At 52.2% G+C, this 20,340-nt stretch carries 19 protein-coding genes; 9 read left to right on the forward strand and 10 right to left on the reverse strand.

Features of this window, described 5'->3' with window-relative positions; genetic code table 11:
• Nucleotides 1-96: 96 nt before the first annotated feature.
• On the forward strand, nucleotides 97-2,529 hold the full coding sequence (gene gyrA / locus JR338_01265; GenBank protein QRN83415.1) for a DNA gyrase subunit A: 2,433 nt from the start codon (nucleotides 97-99) through the stop codon (nucleotides 2,527-2,529).
• A gap of 25 nt (nucleotides 2,530-2,554) precedes the next feature.
• On the opposite strand, the gene JR338_01270 is transcribed toward gyrA, so the two are convergent.
• From JR338_01270 to JR338_01290, 5 genes are all read right to left on the reverse strand, one after another.
• Nucleotides 2,555-3,652, reverse strand: a complete 1,098-nt coding sequence (locus JR338_01270; protein QRN83416.1) for a nuclear transport factor 2 family protein — start codon at nucleotides 3,650-3,652, stop codon at nucleotides 2,555-2,557.
• Between the two features lie 10 nt (nucleotides 3,653-3,662).
• Nucleotides 3,663-4,238 (reverse strand): HDIG domain-containing protein, encoded by a 576-nt coding sequence (locus JR338_01275; protein QRN84325.1) that lies wholly within the window; start codon nucleotides 4,236-4,238, stop codon nucleotides 3,663-3,665.
• Nucleotides 4,239-4,309: 71 nt separating this feature from the next.
• Nucleotides 4,310-4,963, reverse strand: a complete 654-nt coding sequence (locus tag JR338_01280) for a YdcF family protein (GenBank protein ID QRN83417.1) — start codon at nucleotides 4,961-4,963, stop codon at nucleotides 4,310-4,312.
• Between the two features lie 17 nt (nucleotides 4,964-4,980).
• The gene (locus JR338_01285; protein ID QRN83418.1) at nucleotides 4,981-6,057 is read right to left on the reverse strand and encodes a PhnD/SsuA/transferrin family substrate-binding protein; all 1,077 of its coding nucleotides are present in this window, start codon (nucleotides 6,055-6,057) and stop codon (nucleotides 4,981-4,983) included.
• A 4-nt stretch (nucleotides 6,058-6,061) separates the two neighbouring features.
• A complete protein-coding gene (locus JR338_01290) occupies nucleotides 6,062-6,889 on the reverse strand; it encodes a lipoate--protein ligase family protein (protein ID QRN83419.1) in 828 nt (275 codons plus the stop codon).
• Between the two features lie 136 nt (nucleotides 6,890-7,025).
• On the opposite strand from JR338_01290, the gene JR338_01295 reads away from it, so the two are divergent.
• The 5 genes from JR338_01295 to JR338_01315 all read left to right on the forward strand — a co-directional run bounded on the left by JR338_01295 (nucleotide 7,026) and on the right by JR338_01315 (nucleotide 11,277).
• Nucleotides 7,026-7,220 (forward strand): PspC domain-containing protein, encoded by a 195-nt coding sequence (locus tag JR338_01295; GenBank protein QRN83420.1) that lies wholly within the window; start codon nucleotides 7,026-7,028, stop codon nucleotides 7,218-7,220.
• A gap of 123 nt (nucleotides 7,221-7,343) precedes the next feature.
• Nucleotides 7,344-8,237: a lipoyl synthase gene (lipA, locus tag JR338_01300; protein ID QRN83421.1), complete on the forward strand. Its 894-nt coding sequence runs from the start codon at nucleotides 7,344-7,346 to the stop codon at nucleotides 8,235-8,237.
• A 161-nt stretch (nucleotides 8,238-8,398) separates the two neighbouring features.
• The gene (locus JR338_01305; protein QRN83422.1) at nucleotides 8,399-8,884 is read left to right on the forward strand and encodes an adenosine-specific kinase; all 486 of its coding nucleotides are present in this window, start codon (nucleotides 8,399-8,401) and stop codon (nucleotides 8,882-8,884) included.
• A gap of 56 nt (nucleotides 8,885-8,940) precedes the next feature.
• Nucleotides 8,941-10,758, forward strand: coding sequence for a DUF4445 domain-containing protein (locus JR338_01310; protein QRN83423.1), 1,818 nt, complete (start codon nucleotides 8,941-8,943; stop codon nucleotides 10,756-10,758).
• Nucleotides 10,759-10,767: 9 nt separating this feature from the next.
• Complete coding sequence (locus JR338_01315; protein QRN83424.1) at nucleotides 10,768-11,277, forward strand: nitroreductase family protein; 510 nt, start codon at nucleotides 10,768-10,770, stop codon at nucleotides 11,275-11,277.
• A 66-nt stretch (nucleotides 11,278-11,343) separates the two neighbouring features.
• On the opposite strand, the gene rdgB is transcribed toward JR338_01315, so the two are convergent.
• Entirely contained in the window at nucleotides 11,344-11,949 is a 606-nt protein-coding gene (rdgB, locus tag JR338_01320) for an RdgB/HAM1 family non-canonical purine NTP pyrophosphatase (GenBank protein ID QRN83425.1), read from the reverse strand.
• Between rdgB and JR338_01325 the strand changes: the two genes are divergently transcribed.
• The 3 genes from JR338_01325 to JR338_01335 all read left to right on the forward strand — a co-directional run bounded on the left by JR338_01325 (nucleotide 11,888) and on the right by JR338_01335 (nucleotide 15,801).
• On the forward strand, nucleotides 11,888-12,571 hold the full coding sequence (locus JR338_01325) for a DUF177 domain-containing protein (GenBank protein QRN83426.1): 684 nt from the start codon (nucleotides 11,888-11,890) through the stop codon (nucleotides 12,569-12,571). The genes rdgB and JR338_01325 overlap by 62 nt on opposite strands.
• A gap of 70 nt (nucleotides 12,572-12,641) precedes the next feature.
• Nucleotides 12,642-13,817 (forward strand): sigma-70 family RNA polymerase sigma factor, encoded by a 1,176-nt coding sequence (locus JR338_01330; protein ID QRN83427.1) that lies wholly within the window; start codon nucleotides 12,642-12,644, stop codon nucleotides 13,815-13,817.
• A gap of 184 nt (nucleotides 13,818-14,001) precedes the next feature.
• Complete coding sequence (locus JR338_01335) at nucleotides 14,002-15,801, forward strand: methionine--tRNA ligase (protein ID QRN83428.1); 1,800 nt, start codon at nucleotides 14,002-14,004, stop codon at nucleotides 15,799-15,801.
• A gap of 193 nt (nucleotides 15,802-15,994) precedes the next feature.
• On the opposite strand, the gene JR338_01340 is transcribed toward JR338_01335, so the two are convergent.
• The 4 genes from JR338_01340 to uvrC all read right to left on the reverse strand — a co-directional run bounded on the left by JR338_01340 (nucleotide 15,995) and on the right by uvrC (nucleotide 20,265).
• Nucleotides 15,995-16,693: a 5'-methylthioadenosine/S-adenosylhomocysteine nucleosidase gene (locus JR338_01340; GenBank protein QRN83429.1), complete on the reverse strand. Its 699-nt coding sequence runs from the start codon at nucleotides 16,691-16,693 to the stop codon at nucleotides 15,995-15,997.
• 2 nt (nucleotides 16,694-16,695) lie between these two features.
• Nucleotides 16,696-17,439 (reverse strand): SagB/ThcOx family dehydrogenase, encoded by a 744-nt coding sequence (locus JR338_01345; protein ID QRN83430.1) that lies wholly within the window; start codon nucleotides 17,437-17,439, stop codon nucleotides 16,696-16,698.
• Nucleotides 17,440-17,474: 35 nt separating this feature from the next.
• Nucleotides 17,475-18,269: a class I SAM-dependent methyltransferase gene (locus JR338_01350; GenBank protein QRN83431.1), complete on the reverse strand. Its 795-nt coding sequence runs from the start codon at nucleotides 18,267-18,269 to the stop codon at nucleotides 17,475-17,477.
• A 133-nt stretch (nucleotides 18,270-18,402) separates the two neighbouring features.
• Nucleotides 18,403-20,265, reverse strand: coding sequence for an excinuclease ABC subunit UvrC (gene uvrC / locus JR338_01355; protein ID QRN83432.1), 1,863 nt, complete (start codon nucleotides 20,263-20,265; stop codon nucleotides 18,403-18,405).
• Between the last annotated feature and the right edge of the window lie 75 nt (nucleotides 20,266-20,340).

Here is a 20,340-nt window from a genome sequence, read left to right on the forward strand (position 1 = left end):
GGGATTTTATGTTACAATGAAACAAATGTTCTCTATCTTACCGGTTTTCTTGACGCCCATCTTGGTTGAGTATAAGATAGGGCTGGAGGAGTGTCTATGAGCCCTGAAACTGGAACTGTACGACCGATTAATATCAACGAAGAAATGCAGCAGTCCTATCTTGATTACGCAATGAGCGTAATCGTTTCGCGGGCCCTGCCTGATGCGCGGGATGGGTTGAAACCTGTTCAACGCCGTATTCTTTATGCCATGTATGACATGGGATTGCGTCCGGATACCTCTTATAAGAAATCTGCCAGGATCGTCGGTGAAGTGTTAGGTAAATATCACCCGCATGGCGATATGGCGGTTTACGAGACCATGGCGCGGCTGGCGCAGGACTTCTCCCAGAGATATCTGCTGGTGGAGGGTCAGGGTAACTTTGGCTCGGTCGATGGTGACCCACCGGCGGCTATGCGTTACACTGAGGCCCGGCTGACCGATGTTTCCATGGATATCCTCAATCAGTTGCGGATGGAGACGGTCGATTTCTCAGAAAACTTTGACGGCTCTTTGACGGAGCCGGACGTCCTTCCTGCTTCTATCCCCAATTTATTAGTAAATGGTTCCTCAGGTATCGCTGTGGCCATGGCCACCAACATCCCGCCGCATAACCTGGGCGAGGTGGTGGATGCTCTGGTGATGATGTTGGAAAACTGGTCCAAGATCGATGAGATTGGTGTGGAAGATCTGATGGCTTTCATCAAGGGCCCGGATTTCCCGACCGGCGGCTTGATTATCACCGATGACCGGACTGAAACGCTGGCTCAGGCTTATGGCAGCGGCAAAGGGCGGGTGAAGATCCGCGCTCGAGTTAGGCTGGAAGAGATGAGCCGCGGTCGCAAGCGGATCATTGTGACAGAACTGCCCTATATGACCAACAAATCCTCACTGATCGAGAAAGTGGCGGATTTGGTGCGGGATGGGACGTTGGATGGGGTCAGTGACCTGCGGGACGAATCGGACCGCCAGGGGATGCGGATTGTGATCGAGATGACCAAGACCGCTAACCCCGAAGAGGTGCTGAAGACCTTATATAAGCGCACCAACATGCAGTCAACTTTTGGCATTAACATGCTGGCATTGGTGAAGGGTGAGCCGCATAAACTCACCTTGAAACAGGCCCTGAAAGTTTATGCTGATCACCGCCTGGAAGTCATCAAACGGCGAAGTGAACATGAACTCCGAAAAGCTGAAGAGCGCCAGCATATTCTCAAAGCGTATCTGATTGCGCTTGAGAATCTAGATGAAGTGATTGAAACGATCCGGCGTTCGCAGCGGGTGGAAACCGCCCGGACCAACCTAATGAAGAAGTTCAACCTCGACCAAATTCAGGCCCAGGCGATCCTGGATATGCCTCTCCGGCGTCTGGCTGGCCTGGAACGGAAGAAGATCGAGGACGAATATAAAGAGGTGACCAAGCGGATTAAAGAGCTTAAGGACCTGCTCAAATCGCCCAAGAAGATGCGGGGTGTGGTCATCGATGAATTGAAAGAAGTGAAGGAAAAATACTCAGACCCCAGGCGGACGCAAATCATCCAGATGGAAGAGGGTGAAACGGCGGTGAACCTGCTGACGACATCCGATGTGATGCCCGAGGAACAGGTTTGGGTGGCTATTTCACCGGATAACCGGATTGCCCGCACAAGTGATGGTAAATCCTTCCGCCAATGGGGCATCGGCGCGCCAAAGATGGTGCTGCATACAACCACTCACCAAACGGTTTACATCGTTGCTGATAATGGTGAGGCAGCGGCATTGCATGTGCACGCCTTGCCGATTGCCAACGACCTGGATAAAGGCGTTTTAGTTTCCTCAATCACATCATTCGACTCAAAGGCTAAAATCAAGCTGTTGGTTTCGATACCACCGGAACAGAACGAAGAGGATGGCTATATCTTTAGTGTCACTCAACAGGGGATGGTGAAGCGATCTCTCCTGAGCGAGCTGCCTGGGCCTTCCGCACATCTCTTCACTCTGGTCAAGGTCAATGCCGGTGACGAACTGCTTTCGCTGTTCTTGACCAAAGGAAATGAAGACATCCTGATTGGCACCAAGAGCGGCATGGGCATCCGCTTCTCAGAAGAGGAAGTCCGATCAATGGGCCTGGTGGCTGCTGGCGTGAACGGCATCAAGCTGCGTGATGGGGATGAAGTGGTGGGGGCGGGGATCGCTTCCCGTAAGGGCGATGTCCTATTCGTCTCCAACCTCGGTAATGGCAAACGGATTGATCCGGATGAATTCCCGGTCCAGGGACGTTATGGCCTGGGCGTGATTGCCTGGAAGCTCCCGGATGAGGAGCAGGTCGCCGGGATGATGATAGGGCTGAAGACTCATAACGGCGTGGTGCACTTCAAGGATGCCGCCAGCCGCCTGGTACATGTCTCAGATGCGCCCAGCTGCAAACGGACGCAAAAGGGTGTCAGTATCATTGACGTGAAAAAGGGCGATCAAATCGTTGAAATGACCGTCCCTTTGGATATGGTTTAGTTTTGAGGTTCTTGGAAAAGTAGGATTAGACCAGTTTTGTAAACGCGTATTGATAACTGATCTTGTCCTCGACAAGGCCCTGCGTGTCATGGCCGCGGACCAGATCACCTGAATTTGACTGGGCTTCCCAGTGGAAGGAATGCACATTCTCATCCTGAGATTCGCTGAGCAGCTTGAATGTCCCAGCTTTATAGGTTTCTAATTGAGAAGCTATCCATTTCTGGATGGCTTCTTTGCCTTGAATGGCCTTTTCTGGTCGGATCACCACGGCATTATTGGCATAAAGCTTCAGCACTTCTTCGGTGTTGTGAGCGTTCAGCGCTGCGATGAATTTATTGGGTTGGCTCACCACAGGGATGGGATCGGTGTATTGATAATTCTTAACCAAATCCCAGAATTCCTGCATATAGCGGCGGGCGCCATCCCAATACCAGAAGTTCACCGCGCTCAAGCCCATCTGTTTGGCCGTGAGCATGAAGTCAACGACTTCCGCTTTGGTTGGCACCCAACCTGATTCCTTATAGGTTGGACCAGTCGGGATGATCGGGCGGAATGGTTTGATCTTCTCAAACTCATTCACACAACGTCTGAGCTGTTCCCCGGCGTTGTCATGTGATTTCACCCAATAGACCTGGGGCATGTTGTAGTCGCATTGTTCTAGGAAGCTCTCCCAGGGGAGATTGATGTGATAGGAGGGGTAACGATAGGATGAAAGGGCGATTGGGATCTTACCAAGGTTATTCCTGAGGATCGTCATGTACTTTTTTGCTGCGGTAGCCTTGGCTTTGTTTTCATATTGAATTTCAGCGTTCACCACAAAGCCATCGATGCCCAATTCAAGGGCACGTTTGACCGCGATTTCAGCTTCCTGACCGGGGTAGTCGCCATAGACATATTGCCAGCCCCAAACCTGGATATTTTGCGCCTGAAGCTTCTTGATGGCTGGTTTGGCATAGTCATAGCCGCTGTCAAGATCGACATTATAAGGAAAAGCGCCGTCTGCGATCTTCACCAACACATGGCTCAGGTTGGCTTCCCGCGCTAATGAGGCGATCTTATTCGGATCACCGTTTTCGCAGTTCTTAACAACGTGGATGTAATAACCTTTACCGGTCAGGGTCATAGTTACACCATTACTGGTCTTTCTCCTGGGAACCTGCCAGGTCTAGGTCATCGGCAATGGCGTCCATTGCCTGGATAACGTTGGAGACATGTTCCCAAAGCTCAATTCCCAATTCCTCAGCGCCTTTTTCCATCTCTTCACGGTTAGCACCGGCAGCGAAGGAGTGGTCTTTCCATTTCTTCTTGACGGATTTGGCCTTGAGGTCATAGAGCGCCTTGGAAGGCCGCACCAGGGCCACAGCCGTGATTAATCCGGTCAGTTCATCGCAGGCGAAGAGGGTTTTTTCCATCAAGGTCTCCCGCGGAACGCCGGTATGATCGGCATGTGACATGACGGCGTGGATGATCTCTTCTGAGACGCCTTTTTCACGCAGGATGGGTTCCCCGGCCAATGGATGTTCTTCCATGGTGGGGTGGATCTCCCAGTCAAAGTCGTGAAGCAGCCCCGCCATCGCCCATTTTTCCTCGTCTTCGCCGAATTTCCGGGCGTAGAATCGCATGGCGGCTTCCACCGCCAACATGTGCTTGATGAGGTTGGGATTCTTAACGTACTCGGTGACGATGTTGTAGGCTTCATCTCTGTTCATCATATGATCCTTTGCTTGCAATATTGATGCCAGTCCTGGCAATTTTAGTTTATCTGAGGTGAGAGAGCGGATCAGTTGGTGGAGAAGATCGGCTCGGGGTCCCCGAGGATGGGGGTGGGATGCGTAATCAGCACGTCCCAATAGGCGACCTGTGTGGCAGCTATCTCCCGAACCCACCAATAGGTATAGTTTCTCAGGCGATAGTTGGCATCATCTGCCGGCGTGCCCGTTACGTTGATGCCAAAGGCATTGCAGAGGAATATCGAGCGGGGGAGGTGAAAGGCTTGCGTGACCACGATCAGATCATCCACACCAAAGATCTCTTTGGCGCGGTAACAGGAATCGTAGGTGCGGCGACCAGCATAATCCAGAACGATGTCTTCTGCGGGGACGCCCAGGGAAAGCGCATATTCCAGCATAGCCGTGGGTTCGTCATAATAAACCGTGCTGTTATCACCGCTCATCAGCAGTTTCTCGACCTTGCCGGCGAAATAGAGATCGGCGGCGGTCTCAACCCGATCCTGCAGCACGACTCCGGCTGTACCGTCCCGGTTAAGCCCGGCACCAAGGACCAGCGCCACAGGTGCGGAGCGGGAGTCGTCAACGATTTTGGTGCGCGGCCAGGCGAAGATGAGCATGCCAACGCGCAGGAAGCCCATCAGGAAGAAGGCTCCAATGGCGGTGTAGATTACGATATGGAAAAATGATCTAAGAAATTTTCGCATAGTTATCTTCTATTGTTTTATTTGTATTGCGTCAGGCTTTGGTAATCCAGACCCAGCAGGCCTAGGAAGGATCTCAGGGCGGTATAGAAGCTGTCCGATTCGACTTTCAGGGCACCGATGTCATAATTCAGGGCGGATGAGAGTCGGACCAGCTCCTCAGGAGCGTCTGCGAGATCCAGAACGGCCTCTTGCAATTGAACCTGCAAGGTTAGTGGTAATTGCGGTGAGACGGATAAATTGAGGTTGGGGATGATCCCCTCGCTCTGCCAGACCACGCCGACCATGCTTTCCGCATCCGGGAGGTCCCATTGGACATCGCTGGCGGTGCGGGCATCCCCGATCAGGGCGTAACTGACGCCAAAGTCGCAGATCCCTCCGATGTAGAGGGCTCGGATAACCGCGCTGTAGTCATAGACAAAAACGGGGTCGAGGGTGGGCGTGCTGGTGTTGTTAAGCAGCCCAAGGGGAACAAAATAGCCAGGCAAAGATTGGTCATTGATGAAACAGGGCCGGGTGCCGGCAAATTGCTGGAGTGCAGCCAGTGTGTCACCGTAACTCTCGTCGAGGTCAGCATCATAAAAACTTGTGAAGCCCCGGTTGGTTTTCGCCAGGAACCGGACACCATAGGCATAAACGCCGAGGTGATTGGTGACCAGCATCACATCAGCCGCACCCTGGCTGTTCAAGTAAAGGTATTCCAGTGGATCCAGCCAGAAAAGGTGGACATCGCCATTCAGAATAGCGGTCGAGAGGCTGAGGAAGTCCGGGTAGATCGCGCTCTTCAATGCCAGGTTCGTATCAGACTCAATCAGGCTGACGATCTCCTGGGCGGCATCAATGGCATCGGTTTGTTCCGGCTTGAGCACAAAACCCATGATGATTGGGTTAGCTGCCTGGCCAAGCGGCGCTTCGGTGGGGGTGGGCGTTGGCCGCGGGGTGGATGTTGGTCCGGGTTCAGTTGCCAGCAAGGCAACTTCCGTGGGAATGGATGTAGGTTCTTCGGTGATAGCTGAGCCATTGCAGCCCGTCACGCTGATGAGCAGGGCTATCAACAGAAGGGTGTAGGCGAGTTGTTTGATGTTGCGTTTCTTCATGACCTCAAATCCGTTCCGTCCAATTTGCATTGGCATATTTCTCTTGAACGAGTTCAGCAGCTCGTTCGTTTTCTCTGCTGGAAAGTTCATCTGGAACCAGCTCCAGGTTCAAGACATCGGAGAAGGCTTGTTTGAAGGCCTCACCAGCTTGTTGCCAGGTTGGGGCAGTGCCCAAGACGCTCTCAACCGTGGTGGCATGTGCCAACAACCTATCAGAAGCCCTGTCACGAGCGGCATCATCCCTGAATTTGAGTGCGGAGATGATCCGGGTCAGGTCGCCATGCAGCGGCAGAGCGCCATGTTGAAGGATGCCCTCATTTCGGCGGGCCTGGGCCGAACCGATCAGCTTCTTGCCGCCGACCGTGATCTCGTAGTTGGAGGGCACCTCAAAACAGACTGGATTGGGCTTTTTGGGGTCCGTTACCGGTTTATTTTCGTTAGCTTCGGGGCTGAGCCCCAGGAGCTTCAAGGCCTGGAGAAGAGCCTGTGACAGGCGTAAATAACTTTCCAACACACCGCCGCTAACCCGAGGCTCCGATTTTGGGGCAATCACAGAATAGGTGAGTTCATCCACATGCAGGATGGCCCGTCCACCGGTGGGCCGCCGAACGACATCCCACCCGTTTTGCTTCAAAGCTTCCGTATTCACTTCAGCGAAGGCCTGGACATGGCCCAATGACAGGCAGGCAGGCTCCCAGGCATACAGCCGCAAGGTGGGGAGGGAATCGCCAGTGTAGACTGATTCGAGGATTGCCTCGTCCACTGCCATATTCAAGGCACCTTTTGTAGGGGAATCTTCGATTAAGCGCCAGGTTGTCTTTGGATAGTCCATTAATCGCCTTTGTGTGGTCAGTATTGTTCTATTTTATACCACTTCCCGGATTTACTGGGAATGCCCCCGGAGAACATGAAAAGGTGCAACTTTTTCGCCCAAACCCCGTAAATCTAGGTAAAGGAGTAATAAAACAATGAATGAACCTAAAAAATTGTATCGAAATACGGATAACGGCATGATCGGCGGCGTGTGCGCCGGGCTGGCGGATTATCTTAATGCGGACCCGACTCTAATCCGGCTGCTGTTTGTCTTCCTGGCTCTTACAGGTACGGCTGGCTTCTGGATCTATCTGGTTATGTGGGTGGTTGTTCCCGCAATGAATGCCTGAATGAAATAATCACTGCATAATCCCTTCTCTGGTCTGATTGTCACCTAAAACCCCCAATGGTATAATTTCCGTGGAGGTATAATGCCGACAAATCCGACCAGAGATAGAATAAATCCCGAAACAATGGACACCACACCCTTGCGCCGGCCCAGTTGGCTCAAGGTTCGAGCACCAAGTGGTGAAACGTATAAAAATTTACAGCACCTCATGCGGAGCAAGTCGCTTCACACAGTTTGTGAGGAAGCGGGCTGTCCAAATATGGGTGAATGCTGGGGGAGCGGCACGGCGACCTTTCTGATGCTGGGTGATGTATGCACCCGTACCTGCGGCTTTTGTGATGTCAAACACGGCCGTCCGGAAATAATGGACTGGCACGAGCCGGAACGTGTGGCGCAGGCCGTCATGAAGATGAACCTGAAACACGCGGTGATCACCAGTGTGAATCGGGATGAACGCCGCGATGGTGGCGCACCAATCTTCGCAATGGTCATCCGTCGCATCCGCCAGTTGCTGCCCGGTTGTTCCGTGGAAGTTTTGATCCCCGATTTCAAAGGGAGCATTGAAGCCCTGCGGATCGTGATGGCTGCCCGGCCGGAGATCCTTAATCACAATGTGGAAACGGTACCACGGCTTTTCAAGCAGGTACAGCCCCAGGATAGATATGAATGGTCTGAAAAGATCCTGTCCCATGCCCGCAAGCTGGAGCCGGATGTCCTGACCAAATCCGGTATTATGGTTGGTCTGGGTGAGACCTTTGAAGAGGTCCAATCCACCATGCGAGACCTGAATGATTGGGGCGTGGATATTCTGACAATTGGGCAGTATCTGCAGCCCAGCCGAAAGCACCTGCCAATCAAGCGCTATTATGAAATGGATGAGTTTGAAGCGCTAAAGGAATACGGACTTGGCTTGGGCTTTAAATGGGTGGAAAGCTCACCGCTGGTGCGTTCCTCGTATCACGCCGGCGAACAGGTCCAAGCGCTTTCTACGGTACACCGCAAGCTATATGCGGAATAATCAATGAACAATTTTCAATGAGAAAAGACGTCTTATGAGGCGTCTTTTTTTTGGATAGCCTCTTATTAGGAAAGAAAGTCCTAAGGTTTGTTTCTACCAGACCCCCTGATAGAACTGTGAAGTGTGTTAAAATTTTTATAAACCTGAAAGGAGCACGCTCTATGGAAATCAAGAATATTCGCATTCAGAAACCAGAGGATATCAATTTCATCCTGGGACAGTCGCATTTCATCAAAACCGTTGAGGATATTCATGAGGTCCTCGTCAGCAGTGTACCAGGAATAAAGTTTGGGTTGGCATTTTGTGAAGCCTCAGGTGCCTGCCTGGTGCGTTGGAGTGGGACGGATGACGCGATGATCGAATTGGCAAAGCAAAATGCCTATGAGCTCAGCGCCGGGCACTCCTTCATTATTTTCCTGGGGGAAGGTTTCTATCCGATCAATATCCTCAACGCGATCAAGAGTGTCCCCGAGGTCTGCCAGATCTTTTGCGCCACAGCCAACACAACTGATGTGGTTGTGATGGATGTCGGCGAGGGACGGGCGATCCTGGGCGTGGCGGATGGCAAGCGACCGGAAGGCATTGAGGATGAGGATGGCATCCAATGGCGCAAGGACTTCCTGCGGATGATTGGGTATAAACATTAAACGGATCACAGCCTTGTGAGAACACTCTCTATTGGTAATGTCAAAAAGGTGAGCGCATGACGCTCTTTCAGATTGATTTTGAACCGATTGGAAAACGGGTGGACGCGGACCAGGCCCAAAGCCTGTTGGCGGCAGCCCAGCAAGCCGGGATTGCCCTGGCGGCTGTCTGCGGCGGGGTGGGTGTCTGTGGGTCCTGTCAGGTTCGCCTGATTTCCGGCACGTTATCGCCTCTGACAGCGGCTGAAAAGAAGGCTTTTACCCCTGAAGAATTGGCTAATGGCTGGCGGTTGGCCTGCCAGGCTTTTCCCTTAAATAATATTAAACTTGAAATTCCCCCTGAGTCGCTGACAGCCACCCAACGGCTGCAATTGGAAGGCGCTGCTCAATTCATTCCCTTGGCGCCAGCCATAAAGGCCCAATTTGTGTGGCTTGATCCACCCAGCCTGACGGACCTCCGTGCCGATTGGAAGCGCTTGACCGATGTTCTAGCGGAAAAGGGAGATGTTCCCCAAGCGGAGCCCTCTGTGATGGCTTATTTATCTGAGAAGATGCGGCAGAATGACTGGCATGGTCCGGTCGTGCTCAGTGATGAGGGCGCAGTCATCGGCATGCTTGAGCCGATTGTACATCCTTTCGGCGTGGCTGTGGATATTGGTACCACCAAGATGGCGATCTTCCTGGTTGACCTTGCCACCGGCAAGACTATTGCCCGCCAGGGCGCCATGAACCCTCAGATCGCCTATGGCGAGGATGTGGTAGCTCGGATTGCCTATGCCAACCAAAGTGAGGCTGACCGCTTGTCTCTGCAGCGCAGGGTGGTGGAAACTCTCAATACCTCGATTGCCCAACTTTGTGACTCCGTTGGTGTCATGGTTGACCAGGTCATGGATATTGTGGTTGTGGGGAACACAGCGATGCACCATCTCTTTGCCGGACTGCCAGTCCGGCAGCTAGGTGAGGCGCCCTATGTTGCTGCGGTTGCCCAATCGATGCGCTTTCCTGCCCGTGCCATTGGACTGAATGGGGCACCAGGTGCTCTGGTTTACCTGCCACCAAATATTGCCGGTTATGTTGGCGCGGATCATGTCGCCATGCTTTTGGCCAGCCGGCTGCACCAGCTGCCTGGGACGGCGATTGCTCTGGATATCGGTACCAACACAGAGATCAGTCTCTCCCGTGATGGCAGATTGGTCAGTTGCTCCTGCGCCTCAGGGCCGGCCTTTGAAGGCGCTCATATTCAGGCCGGGATGCGCGCGGTACCCGGCGCTATTGAACGGGCGCAGTTCTATGATGGCGATTGGCATATTGCCACGGTGGATGGCTTGGCGTCGGTTGGCATATGCGGATCGGGCATCCTCGACGTGGTCGCAGAATTGTTGGAATCCGGACAGATTGATGAAGCCGGTCGGTTCACCGAAAAAGCCTTCCGCCATGTTGACCATCCTCAGGGTGGCGCGATCGAATTGGTCACTGCTGAACAATCCGGGACCGGAAAGCCGATTTTGGTGACCCGCAGCGACATACGTGAGATTCAATTGGCAAAGGCTGCCATTCGCTCAGGCGTGGAGGTATTATTGAAACAGACCGGGACGACTCCCGATGGAATTGACCATTTCCTGGTGGCGGGTGCTTTTGGCACCTATCTCAATTTGGAAAGCGCGGTCAAAATCGGGTTGTTCCCCAGCTTGCAACGGGATCGATATATGCAGATTGGCAATGCAGCTGGGATTGGGGCGCAGATGATGGTGCTCAATGCCAAGAGCCGCCGTGAAGCCGAGGCTCTGCTGGACCGGATGACGTATATCGAACTGACGACGGTCCCAGACTATATGGATATTTATGTAGATGCCATTGTTTTTAATCGTAATGAGTAGGAGCGTGTGATGGAAACATTAAAAGCTATTATGACCCGCCGTAGTGTGCGGGATTTTCGTTCAGACCCTGTCAGTGAAGCGGATGTCGAAACTTTGTTGAAGGCTGGAATGCAGGCGCCTTCTGCCAAGAATGAGCGGCCTTGGCATTTCATCGTGATTGATGACCCCGAGGTCCTGCATAAGATCCCGGAATTTCACCGGAATGCCCAGATGCTCAAATATGCCCCAATGGCGATATTGGTTTGCAGTGACCGCAAGCTGGAAAGCAAACGGGCTTATTGGATCCAGGATTGTTCCGCCGCGACGGAGAATATCCTGCTGGCAGCTCATGGGATGGGCTTGGGGGCTGTGTGGTTGGGTGTGTTCCCCGACGCTGTTCGAGTTAAGGGGCTGCAGGCGTTGGTGAAGCTCCCTGCCGATATCCGGCCGGTTACGCTGGTTGCGGTTGGTCATCCGGCTTTAACCCCGGAACCGACAAATCGCTTTGACCAAACCCGGATTCACAAGAACCGCTGGTAGATCATATGGAAAATAAGAAAGCCAGGGCTTGCCCTGGCTTTTTCTACTTAACATGATGGTTGAGGGCTAATCGAGCGGAAAATGCTTTTGGATGGCAGGTAATAAAGTTTGCAAAGCCCGCGCTCGGTGGCTGATCTGGTTCTTCCGTTCTTCAGTCAGTTCGGCCATGGTACCGGCTTCTTCCGGGATGAAGAATATTGGGTCATACCCAAAGCCGCCCGTTCCCCGCTCCTCAGGGATGATCAGCCCATCACAACGGCCCTCCGACAAGGCCAAGTGCCCCTGAGGTGAAGCCAGGACGGCGGTGCAGTGAAAATGGGCGGACCAGGGCTCTGGTTTCCCCTGGAGCTGTTGCAGGAGGTAACGCCGCCGATCTGCATCGCTGGCATTGGGAATGGTGGCATAACGGGCGGAATAGATCCCCGGTTCGCCGTTGAGGGCATCTACTTCCAGCCCGGAATCATCCGCCAGGACGATCATCCCCGAGGCTTTTTGATAAGCGTCCGCTTTGAGCCAGGCATTCTCCTCGTAGGTTTGACCTGTCTCTGCCACTTTGAGTGTGATCCCGGCATCCTTAGCAGAAATGATGTTCAAGCCCGGCGAATTCAGAATGGCCTTGATTTCAAGGACTTTTTCAGGATTGGCTGAGGCAACTAGTAAGGTTTTTTTCATTATTGACCTCCATAAAGTTGATATAATAACTCTGATTTGCGTTGACGGTCGTTTTTCGGCGTGTTATAATTCAACCCGTGTTGATTTCTTACCCAATAGACCTTTAGAATTTAAAATTGTGAACAATAGAGATAACCCGTTACGGCTAAGTGTTGGGTACTTCTACAACAAACCCATCGGTTATAGTCGTGAAATATTCGTTGAAGCTGAACATTTAGAACTTGATGACCTGCTTGTTGATGACCTACAAAGCCGGATCATCGGTTCACGTACCAGTGAGGGACTTCTTTTACAAGTTGAAGGGACGGCAGAGGTTGAAACGAATTGCGTTCGCTGTCTCAAGGATTTCTTCCTATCTGTCAATTTTGACTTTGAGGAATTATACCAATTCCCATCACGAACTCGGGAAGAAACGGATTTGATCCTTCCCGCTGATGGTTATATTGACCTCAGGCCGCTTTATCGAGAATACCTGATCCTGGCATTGCCTATCAAGCGGTTATGCAAACCCGACTGCAAAGGTCTTTGCGTTGTTTGCGGAACTAACTTGAACTATGCGACCTGTGAACATCAAACCAATCCACCAGAGCATGAAGACATTGAAGGCAAAGAAACGGTCTAGTATGATTTTTTTGAACAAGGTGGGATGGACAAAAAAGAATAATGCGGACTGGCCTTTGGGAGAGAATTAGATGGCCAGCGAACGTCAGGGCAAAAGAACCGAGCACGCGGTTGAGGTGCTGTTGGAACGCGCCGATTCGCAAGGTTTCCTATCTATTGAAGACCTGATGGAAGCGTTTCCCGAGGGAGATGATGATACTGATGCCCTGAACGGCCTGATCCTGTCCCTGCGAAAACAGGGGGTAGAGATCATGGATCATGATTCCCTGCATGAAGACAATTCAGATGATGACGAGGATGGGGACGAAAGCTCCTCCCGGGTTGGGTTGGAGCATGTCGGCACGGATGATACCGTTGGGCTCTATCTCAAGGAGATGTCCCGCGTTTCACTATTGAGCGTGGAGGAAGAGCTTTCACTGGCAAAACGGATTGAAGCGTACAGGAATGCCCAAATAGAGCTTAATGATAAAGAAGCTGGGGTGTCTGATGCTCGTCAGCAGGAGCTAAAGGTGATCATCAAGGACGGTGAGCAAGCCTGGGAGCATCTTATCAAGGCGAATACCCGTCTGGTGGTTAGTGTGGCCAAGAAGTATATTGGCCGTGGTGTGCCATTTCTGGATCTGATTCAGGAAGGCAATTTGGGCTTGATGAAAGCTGTGGAAAAATTTGACTATAACCGCGGCTTCCGTTTTTCCACATATGCCACCTGGTGGATCAGGCAGGCGATCACCCGCTCCATTGCCGATCAGGGCCGCACGATCCGCATCCCGGTGCATATGATTGACCGCATTCGTGAGCTTTATAAAGTCAGTCATGAACTGGAGCAGAACCTCGGACGCAAACCTTTTGCAAACGAGATCGCCGAGGTGATGAAGGTTAATATTCGTAAGGTGCAGTGGATGATGCGCATTTCCTGGCTGCCACTGTCACTGGAGAGCCCGGTAGGGGATGAGGAAGACTCGGAGCTTGGGATGTTTGTGGAAGATGACCAGACGCCCTCGCCAATGGAAGTGACCTATAAATCCATGCTGCGGGATAAGATTGATGAAGTGCTGAATACACTTTCCCCGCGGGAAGCTCGAATCCTCAGGCTGCGCTTTGGGCTGGATAATGGGCGCTCCTACACGCTGGAAGAAGTCGGGCAGAAATTTGGCCTTACCCGTGAACGCATCCGCCAGATCGAGGGGAAGGCATTGCGCCAACTGCGTCACCCGCAGAAAGCCCGGCAGTTGAAAGATTACCTCTAATCCTGTATAATTCTCTCACGATGAGAAAATATAACGTCATCATGGGCATGTCCGGTTCTCCGCGGTTATGCTTGCCAGAAGCATAACGTGAAGTGCCGCGTCACTTCCGGAGGATCCGCTGGCTGAGGCCAGCTTTTTTATTGCCAGTTTTAACAACCGTAATAATATTTCGATGAGGTGAAGTATGACCGAACCAGTCTTAGTTGCCGTCGCCTGGCCTTATGCCAGCGCTAAAATCCACGTTGGAAACATCACCGGAGCTTATCTGCCCGCCGATATCCTCGCTCGCTATCATCGCCTGCGGGGCAGGGATGTGTTGATGGTCTCCGGTTCCGATTCGCATGGCACCCCTGTGACCGTGCGCGCCGATGAAGAGGGCGTGACTCCCGAGGAAGTCTACAAACGCTTCCATAAGGACTTCATTGAGCTCTTCCAGCGGATGGGGCTGACCTATGATATTTTCACCACCACCCACACCCGCAACCATTTCGATGTGGCCGATAAACTTTTCCTGGCTCTGAATGAAAAGGGTTTCCTCTATACCGAGACCTCTCTGCAGTGGTATTCGCCTGCCCAGGAAAAATTCCTGCCCGACCGCTATGTTGAAGGTACCTGTTACTTCTGCGGCAAAAGCGGCGCCCGCAGTGATCAATGTGATAACTGCGGCCACCTTTTGGAAGCTGAAAAACTGATTGATCCCAAGTCAAAGATTGACGGTTCCACCCCTGAGCTGCGTGAGACCACCCATTTCTACCTCGACCTGGAGAAGGTGCAGGATCAGGTGGCGGATTTTCTCCGCGAGCGTCAAGATTACTGGCGGCCGAATGTGGTCAAGCAGTCATTGGGACAAATCGAGACCGAGGGCTTGCATGGCCGTCCGATCACCCGTGACCTGGCCTGGGGCATCCCTGTGCCGGTGGCCGGCTGGGAAGGGAAGTGCATGTATGTTTGGTTTGAGGCGGTGATTGGCTATCTCTCATCTGTGATTGAATGGTCGCTGCTGCATGGTGAACCGGATGCCTGGCGGAAATGGTGGACGAACGAAGAATCCCGCACCCTTTACTGCATCGGCAAGGATAATATCCCCTTCCATGCGATCATTTGGCCTGCGGAGTTGATTGGCGTGGGCGATTCATTTGATGCAAAGATGGGTAATGATGATCCCAAGCCATTGGTTCTGCCTTATGACGTGCCTGCCAATGAATTTATGAACCTGGAAGGCAAGAAACTCTCCGGCAGCAAGAACTGGGCGGTTTGGGGGCTGGATTCCCTGGATCGTTACGATCCGGACCCAATCCGCTATTACCTGACCGTCAATATGCCTGAAACACGGGATTCGGACTGGGATTGGGAAGAGTTTTTCCAACGGAATAATAACGAACTGGTCGCCACCTGGGGTAACCTGGCGAACCGGGTACTCTCCTTTGCCTATAAGCACTGGGAGGGCAAGGTGCCTGATCCGGGTGAGTTGCGTGAGGCGGATAAGGAACTGCTGGCAACGATCAAGGCCGGATTTGAAACTGTCAAGGGACACCTGGAAGCGGTCAAGCTCCGGGCAGCGCTGCAGGAGGCTATGCGCCTGGCAGCTGAGGTGAACAAGTATCTGGATACCAGCGCACCTTGGTTTGAAATCAAGGAAGATAAAGATCAGGCGGGCAAATCCATTTATACCGCAATGCAGGCGATTGACTGGATCAAGCTGATCTTTTCACCCTTCCTGCCGCATACCTGTGAAAAACTACACACCTATCTCGGTTATGAAAAGCCGCTCTTTGGCACGCTCATCACCCGAGAGGTTGAAGATGACCTCAGCACGCATGAAGTGATGCTCTATGAACCTGGGGAATCACTCTCGGCTGGCGATGATGATCTGTGGGTTGCCACCACGCTGGAACCGGGTGCGATATTCCAGAAGCCCTCACCGCTCTTCAAGAAGTTGGAACCCACCATTGTCGAGGAAGAACGGGCGCGGTTGGGAAAGTAGCATTCTATATTTTAAGTTAAGACATAAGGGAGCCCACAAAGGGGCTCCCATTTTTTTTTGCGAAAGAAACCCCTTTCCTAGCCCTTCCCCTTTCAAGGGGAAGGGAATCAGCGAAGCAGAGGGAAGGGGTAATTTATTATTTCAGGATAGAGAATAGTGATCCGGAACTATCTGTAATATTCACAAGTAAAACTTAACTATGCGTAAAAGCTTCCAGCCAGGCCGGCAGGTGCTCAATCAAGCCACGCATGATCACCCGGCACTGTTCCTCAAAGAAAGCATAATCGCCATAGGCTTCTGCTTCGGTTGCGTCCACAAGGTCTGACACGCCGCGCAGGATCAGGCAAGGCAGGTCGTTTTTCTTCGCTACCCAGGCAATAGCGCCTGATTCCCAATCTGCTGCGGCCGCATCATATTTCTCGATCAGCCCGGGGATATCCTCAGCGACGATGTCCCGATCGGCCGAGATCAGAGCCTTCCGAAGGACAGGTTGGGGTAGGGGTGAAGGCAGCCAATCCAGATCGAATTGAACTGAGTAATGCTCAATGGCGGCTTCAGGGTCTGACATCTGTTCGATAATGTCATAGATGACCGTCTTTTCCGCCAGGATGATTGCACCACGCTCAACCTGGCCCGTGAACCCACCACAGGAACCGAGGTTGACGATCCGCTTTGGGGACCATTGATCAATCGCATATTGGGTGGAACCAGCGGCGGCAACCTTCCCCCAGCCGCCGTGCATGAAGTGGACGCTCTGCCCAGCGATGACGGCGTAAAAAGTGTCACCGTATGGGGTTGGGGTGACTTCGGCATCAGGAAAGAAAGGCAATATACTGCGCCATTCCGCTCCAGCAGAGATCAGGATGCAGACATCCACCTTATCCGGTGTCAATTTCAGGCTTTCTTTCCCAGCGAAGCGATATAGATCACAAACATCTCAGGGGGCACCAGACCGAGGACAGCATCAATCTCATCGTCATCGTAAGCCCCAATCGCACAAATGCCGCAGTGGATCGATTCAGCGGCCAGATGCAAGTTCTGGCATACATGTCCAGCATCCAGATAGAGATAGCGGTAGCTTCGCTCGGAATAACGCCAGACAGTTCGCTCTGGCACAGCTGCCCAAAGGAAGGTGACGGCGCTGGTGGCGACCTGGCGCTGCATCAAGCAGGCTTTGGTGACGTCTTCATTCACTTTCTCATCCAGTTTGAGGGCAACTAACTTGTGCTCAAGTGCCAGGTAGCGGTAAAGACCTGGTTCCAACCCTTCCACCCGATTGATGGACAGATAAGTCTCAAAGGGATGCCGGCATCCGGCTGAGGGCACTGTCCGCCAGGTGACATGCCGTTTTTCGTCAATGTTCTTGACGCCCTGGGTCAGCCAGAGTAAATAGGATAACTCCTTGAGAGAGAGGCTCTCATCGCTGTAGCGGCGTAGAGAACGTCTTTCTTCTATGGCTTTACGCAGATCATAAGTGCCCAGGTCAATCTCTTCCGGTTTGGGCAGGTCAATCAACGGACGTCCGGGTTCCAATGAGATCTCATACGGTGGTTGGGGTTTGTCCTGTTGTTGGGCGGGTTCATTGAGGTTAGCGTACTTTGTCTCTTCGACGAACTGATAGCCGTTCTGTTTGAGCATGGGGCAATCTCCTTGGATGGTTTTTTGTTAGTGGGTTATTTATGGATCGTTTTCCAATATTTACGTTTCATGCCTTCGCCAGGTTCATCAAAATTGGCGAATTCGAAACCTTGGTCAACTAAGTATTGATGGGCTTCGCTTTCAGAATCACTATTGGTGCCTGGGTGTAATAAGATCAGGCCACCATCATGGGTAACCCGGGTCATTTCAGCAACTTCCGCGGGGGGATCATCCCCAAAGACATGACCGGACATCACGATATCCGCGAAGTCATCCGGCAGGGGAATCTGCGTGATGGTGCCATCCAGCGGAAACACATTGTCCAGTTTGAGCTTGTTTCGCTTTTCCCAGATGAAACGCCGCAAATTGGCGACCGGCTCAATGGCGTAGACGGTGTTGGCAATCGGTGCAACAGAGAAAGCCAAACGCCCGGTGCCTGAACCAATATCAATTATGACTTTATGCTTGAAATCCGCCATACCCAATAAGGAGGCATTGTCCCAGCCGTTGAAATCCTGGCGATCATATTTTTCCGGATCCAAGACATAGACCAGCCAGTCATGAACTCGATCTAGAACGTTTATTTCAGCTTCACGGATTTCTTCAGCGCTGGCATCTGCCTTTGCCAGGGCCAGGCAGCGATCCAGATAGTCCCCAATGGGGGGATAAATGTGCCTGAGATACCAGTCAACGGCAGAGTTGGCTTTGATGGCCGTTCCCATTTGATCGTCAGGCTCTCGGGTGGCGATATATTCAGCATGGATCGGTTCGAATAGAAGGAAAGCATTAAAGCTGACCTCTGTGACATCAATCCAACCTAGCTTAGCCATATTTCTCCTTTTAGAAGCGTACGGCTGTCGCGATCATCGAAAGGATCATGATCACTGCAATCACCGCGATGAGAATTTGATAAAGTTTATAGGATGTTGAGCGTTTTTTGGGTTGTTTACTCATAATTATTCCTTATTCCAATTGGACTTTTATGGATTGGGCCATCTCAAGGGTAATCCCTTTGATCTCGGCGATGGCTTCCGGGGTTGCATTCTTGATTCCATCAATGGACCCGAATTTTTGAAGCAGGGTTTTTCGACGAGTTGGCCCAATGCCGGGGATGACATCCAGTCTGGAGGCAAGCCCCAGGTTCTTGCGACGTTTCCGATGGGCTGTGATGGCAAAACGGTGGGCTTCATCCCGGATGCGCTGCACCAGGTATAGTCCCTGTGATCGTCGTTCCAGATAGATTGAATCATGTTTTCCAGGAACGAAGAGCTCTTCTTCCTGTTTGGCCAGGCCAGCCAGAGAAACCCGATCCATTAAATTATACTCCTCCAACACTGCAATCGCCCGGCTGAGCTGTCCTTTACCGCCATCCACGATCAGCAGGTCCGGCAAAATGGAGAAGGAAAGATCAGGTTTCTTACCCACCTGATCCGGCTCTTCATGGGCAACCTTCCAACGCCGGAATCGCCGGTGCAACACTTCTTCCATGCTGGCAAAGTCATCCTGGCCGAGGACGTTCTTGATGTTGAAGCGGCGATAAAGCTTCTTATTGGGGGTGCCTTGCTCAAAGACGACCATACTCCCAACACTGGCGACACCCTGCGTCGTGGAAATGTCGTAGCATTCGATCCGGTTGGGTGGTTCCGAGAGCCCCAGAGCCTCCTGTAGTTCAGCCAGGGCAGTGGATTGCCGGTTCTTATCGGCCTCCCAGCGGGTCTTGAGCGCGTTGAGGGTTTCCACAGCGTTCTCGGTGGCCATGTCCACCAGGTCTTTGTTGAGTTCCTGATGGGGGACCGTGATCTCGACTTTCTCACCGGATTTGCGGCTGTTGAGCCAGGTATTGATGATCTGAGCTTCTTCCAACTCGGTCGGCAGCAGCACCCGTTGGGGAACGAAAGCTGCCTGGGAATAAAACTGCTTGACGAACTCGCTCAGGATCTCTTCATCATTTTCTTCCTCAGTACCTTCCAGGACGAAGTATTCCCGGCCAATCAATTTACCACTGCGGATGAAGAAGACCTGAACACAGGCCTCACCATCATCCCGGGCCATAGCGATCACATCGGAGTCGGTTTGATCGCTGCTGATCACCTTCTGGCGTTCGACGACTTTATCAATCGCCTGGAGTTGGTCGCGGATCACAGCCGCCTTTTCATACTGGAGGTCCTCAGCAGCCTTTTCCATTGTCTCATTTAGACGCTTGACAACGGGATCGGTGCGACCCTCCAGGAACTTGCAGAGGTCATCAATGATCTGGCGGTAGTCCTGCTGATTGATCGCGCCAATACATGGGGCTGTGCAGAGTTTAATATCGTAATATAGGCAAGCGCGGCTATCCTGGCCGGTGATCTCCCGGTTACAGGTTAGATAGGGGAATATCTTTCGGAGCAGGTCCAGGGTCTGGTGGACAGCCCACACGCTTGTGTAAGGGCCGAAATAGCGCCCGCCATCATCCTTCATCTGCCGGGTAACGGTGACTTTAGGGAAGGAATTCTGCCAATGGACTTTGATATAGGGATAGCGTTTATCGTCTTTCAGGCGGACATTGTATTGGGGCCTGTGACGCTTGATCAGCGTCATTTCGAGGATCAGCGCTTCCAGTTCTGAGCCAACCACGATCCACTCAATATTGGCGATCTCATGGACCAGGCGGCGTGTTTTTCGGTCGTGCTGAGCTGCACTGTGGAAATAGGAACGGACCCGGTTGCGTAGGTTGATGGCTTTGCCAACGTAAATGATCTTTCCGTTGGCATTTTTCATCAAATAACAGCCAGGTTTATCCGGGAGTGTATTGAGAATTTGTTGGATTTGTTCACTAATCTCCATAGGCTCTCATTTTAGCACATCGATACCAGAAATTTAATTAATTCAACCTGTGACATAAAATCCAACTAAAAAATC

The organism is Chloroflexota bacterium, assembly GCA_016887485.1.
Lineage (GTDB): Bacteria > Chloroflexota > Anaerolineae > Anaerolineales > Anaerolineaceae > Brevifilum.

Coding starts and splice junctions, on each gene's coding strand:
- gyrA (QRN83415.1), top strand. CDS start 97: ATGAGCCCTGAAACTGGAACTGTACGACCGATTAATATCAACGAAGAA.
- JR338_01270 (QRN83416.1), bottom strand. CDS start 3,652: ATGACCCTGACCGGTAAAGGTTATTACATCCACGTTGTTAAGAACTGC.
- JR338_01275 (QRN84325.1), bottom strand. CDS start 4,238: ATGAACAGAGATGAAGCCTACAACATCGTCACCGAGTACGTTAAGAAT.
- JR338_01280 (QRN83417.1), bottom strand. CDS start 4,963: ATGCGAAAATTTCTTAGATCATTTTTCCATATCGTAATCTACACCGCC.
- JR338_01285 (QRN83418.1), bottom strand. CDS start 6,057: ATGAAGAAACGCAACATCAAACAACTCGCCTACACCCTTCTGTTGATA.
- JR338_01290 (QRN83419.1), bottom strand. CDS start 6,889: ATGGACTATCCAAAGACAACCTGGCGCTTAATCGAAGATTCCCCTACA.
- JR338_01295 (QRN83420.1), top strand. CDS start 7,026: ATGAATGAACCTAAAAAATTGTATCGAAATACGGATAACGGCATGATC.
- lipA (QRN83421.1), top strand. CDS start 7,344: ATGGACACCACACCCTTGCGCCGGCCCAGTTGGCTCAAGGTTCGAGCA.
- JR338_01305 (QRN83422.1), top strand. CDS start 8,399: ATGGAAATCAAGAATATTCGCATTCAGAAACCAGAGGATATCAATTTC.
- JR338_01310 (QRN83423.1), top strand. CDS start 8,941: ATGACGCTCTTTCAGATTGATTTTGAACCGATTGGAAAACGGGTGGAC.
- JR338_01315 (QRN83424.1), top strand. CDS start 10,768: ATGGAAACATTAAAAGCTATTATGACCCGCCGTAGTGTGCGGGATTTT.
- JR338_01325 (QRN83426.1), top strand. CDS start 11,888: ATGGCCTTGATTTCAAGGACTTTTTCAGGATTGGCTGAGGCAACTAGT.
- rdgB (QRN83425.1), bottom strand. CDS start 11,949: ATGAAAAAAACCTTACTAGTTGCCTCAGCCAATCCTGAAAAAGTCCTT.
- JR338_01330 (QRN83427.1), top strand. CDS start 12,642: ATGGCCAGCGAACGTCAGGGCAAAAGAACCGAGCACGCGGTTGAGGTG.
- JR338_01335 (QRN83428.1), top strand. CDS start 14,002: ATGACCGAACCAGTCTTAGTTGCCGTCGCCTGGCCTTATGCCAGCGCT.
- JR338_01345 (QRN83430.1), bottom strand. CDS start 17,439: ATGCTCAAACAGAACGGCTATCAGTTCGTCGAAGAGACAAAGTACGCT.
- JR338_01350 (QRN83431.1), bottom strand. CDS start 18,269: ATGGCTAAGCTAGGTTGGATTGATGTCACAGAGGTCAGCTTTAATGCT.
- uvrC (QRN83432.1), bottom strand. CDS start 20,265: ATGGAGATTAGTGAACAAATCCAACAAATTCTCAATACACTCCCGGAT.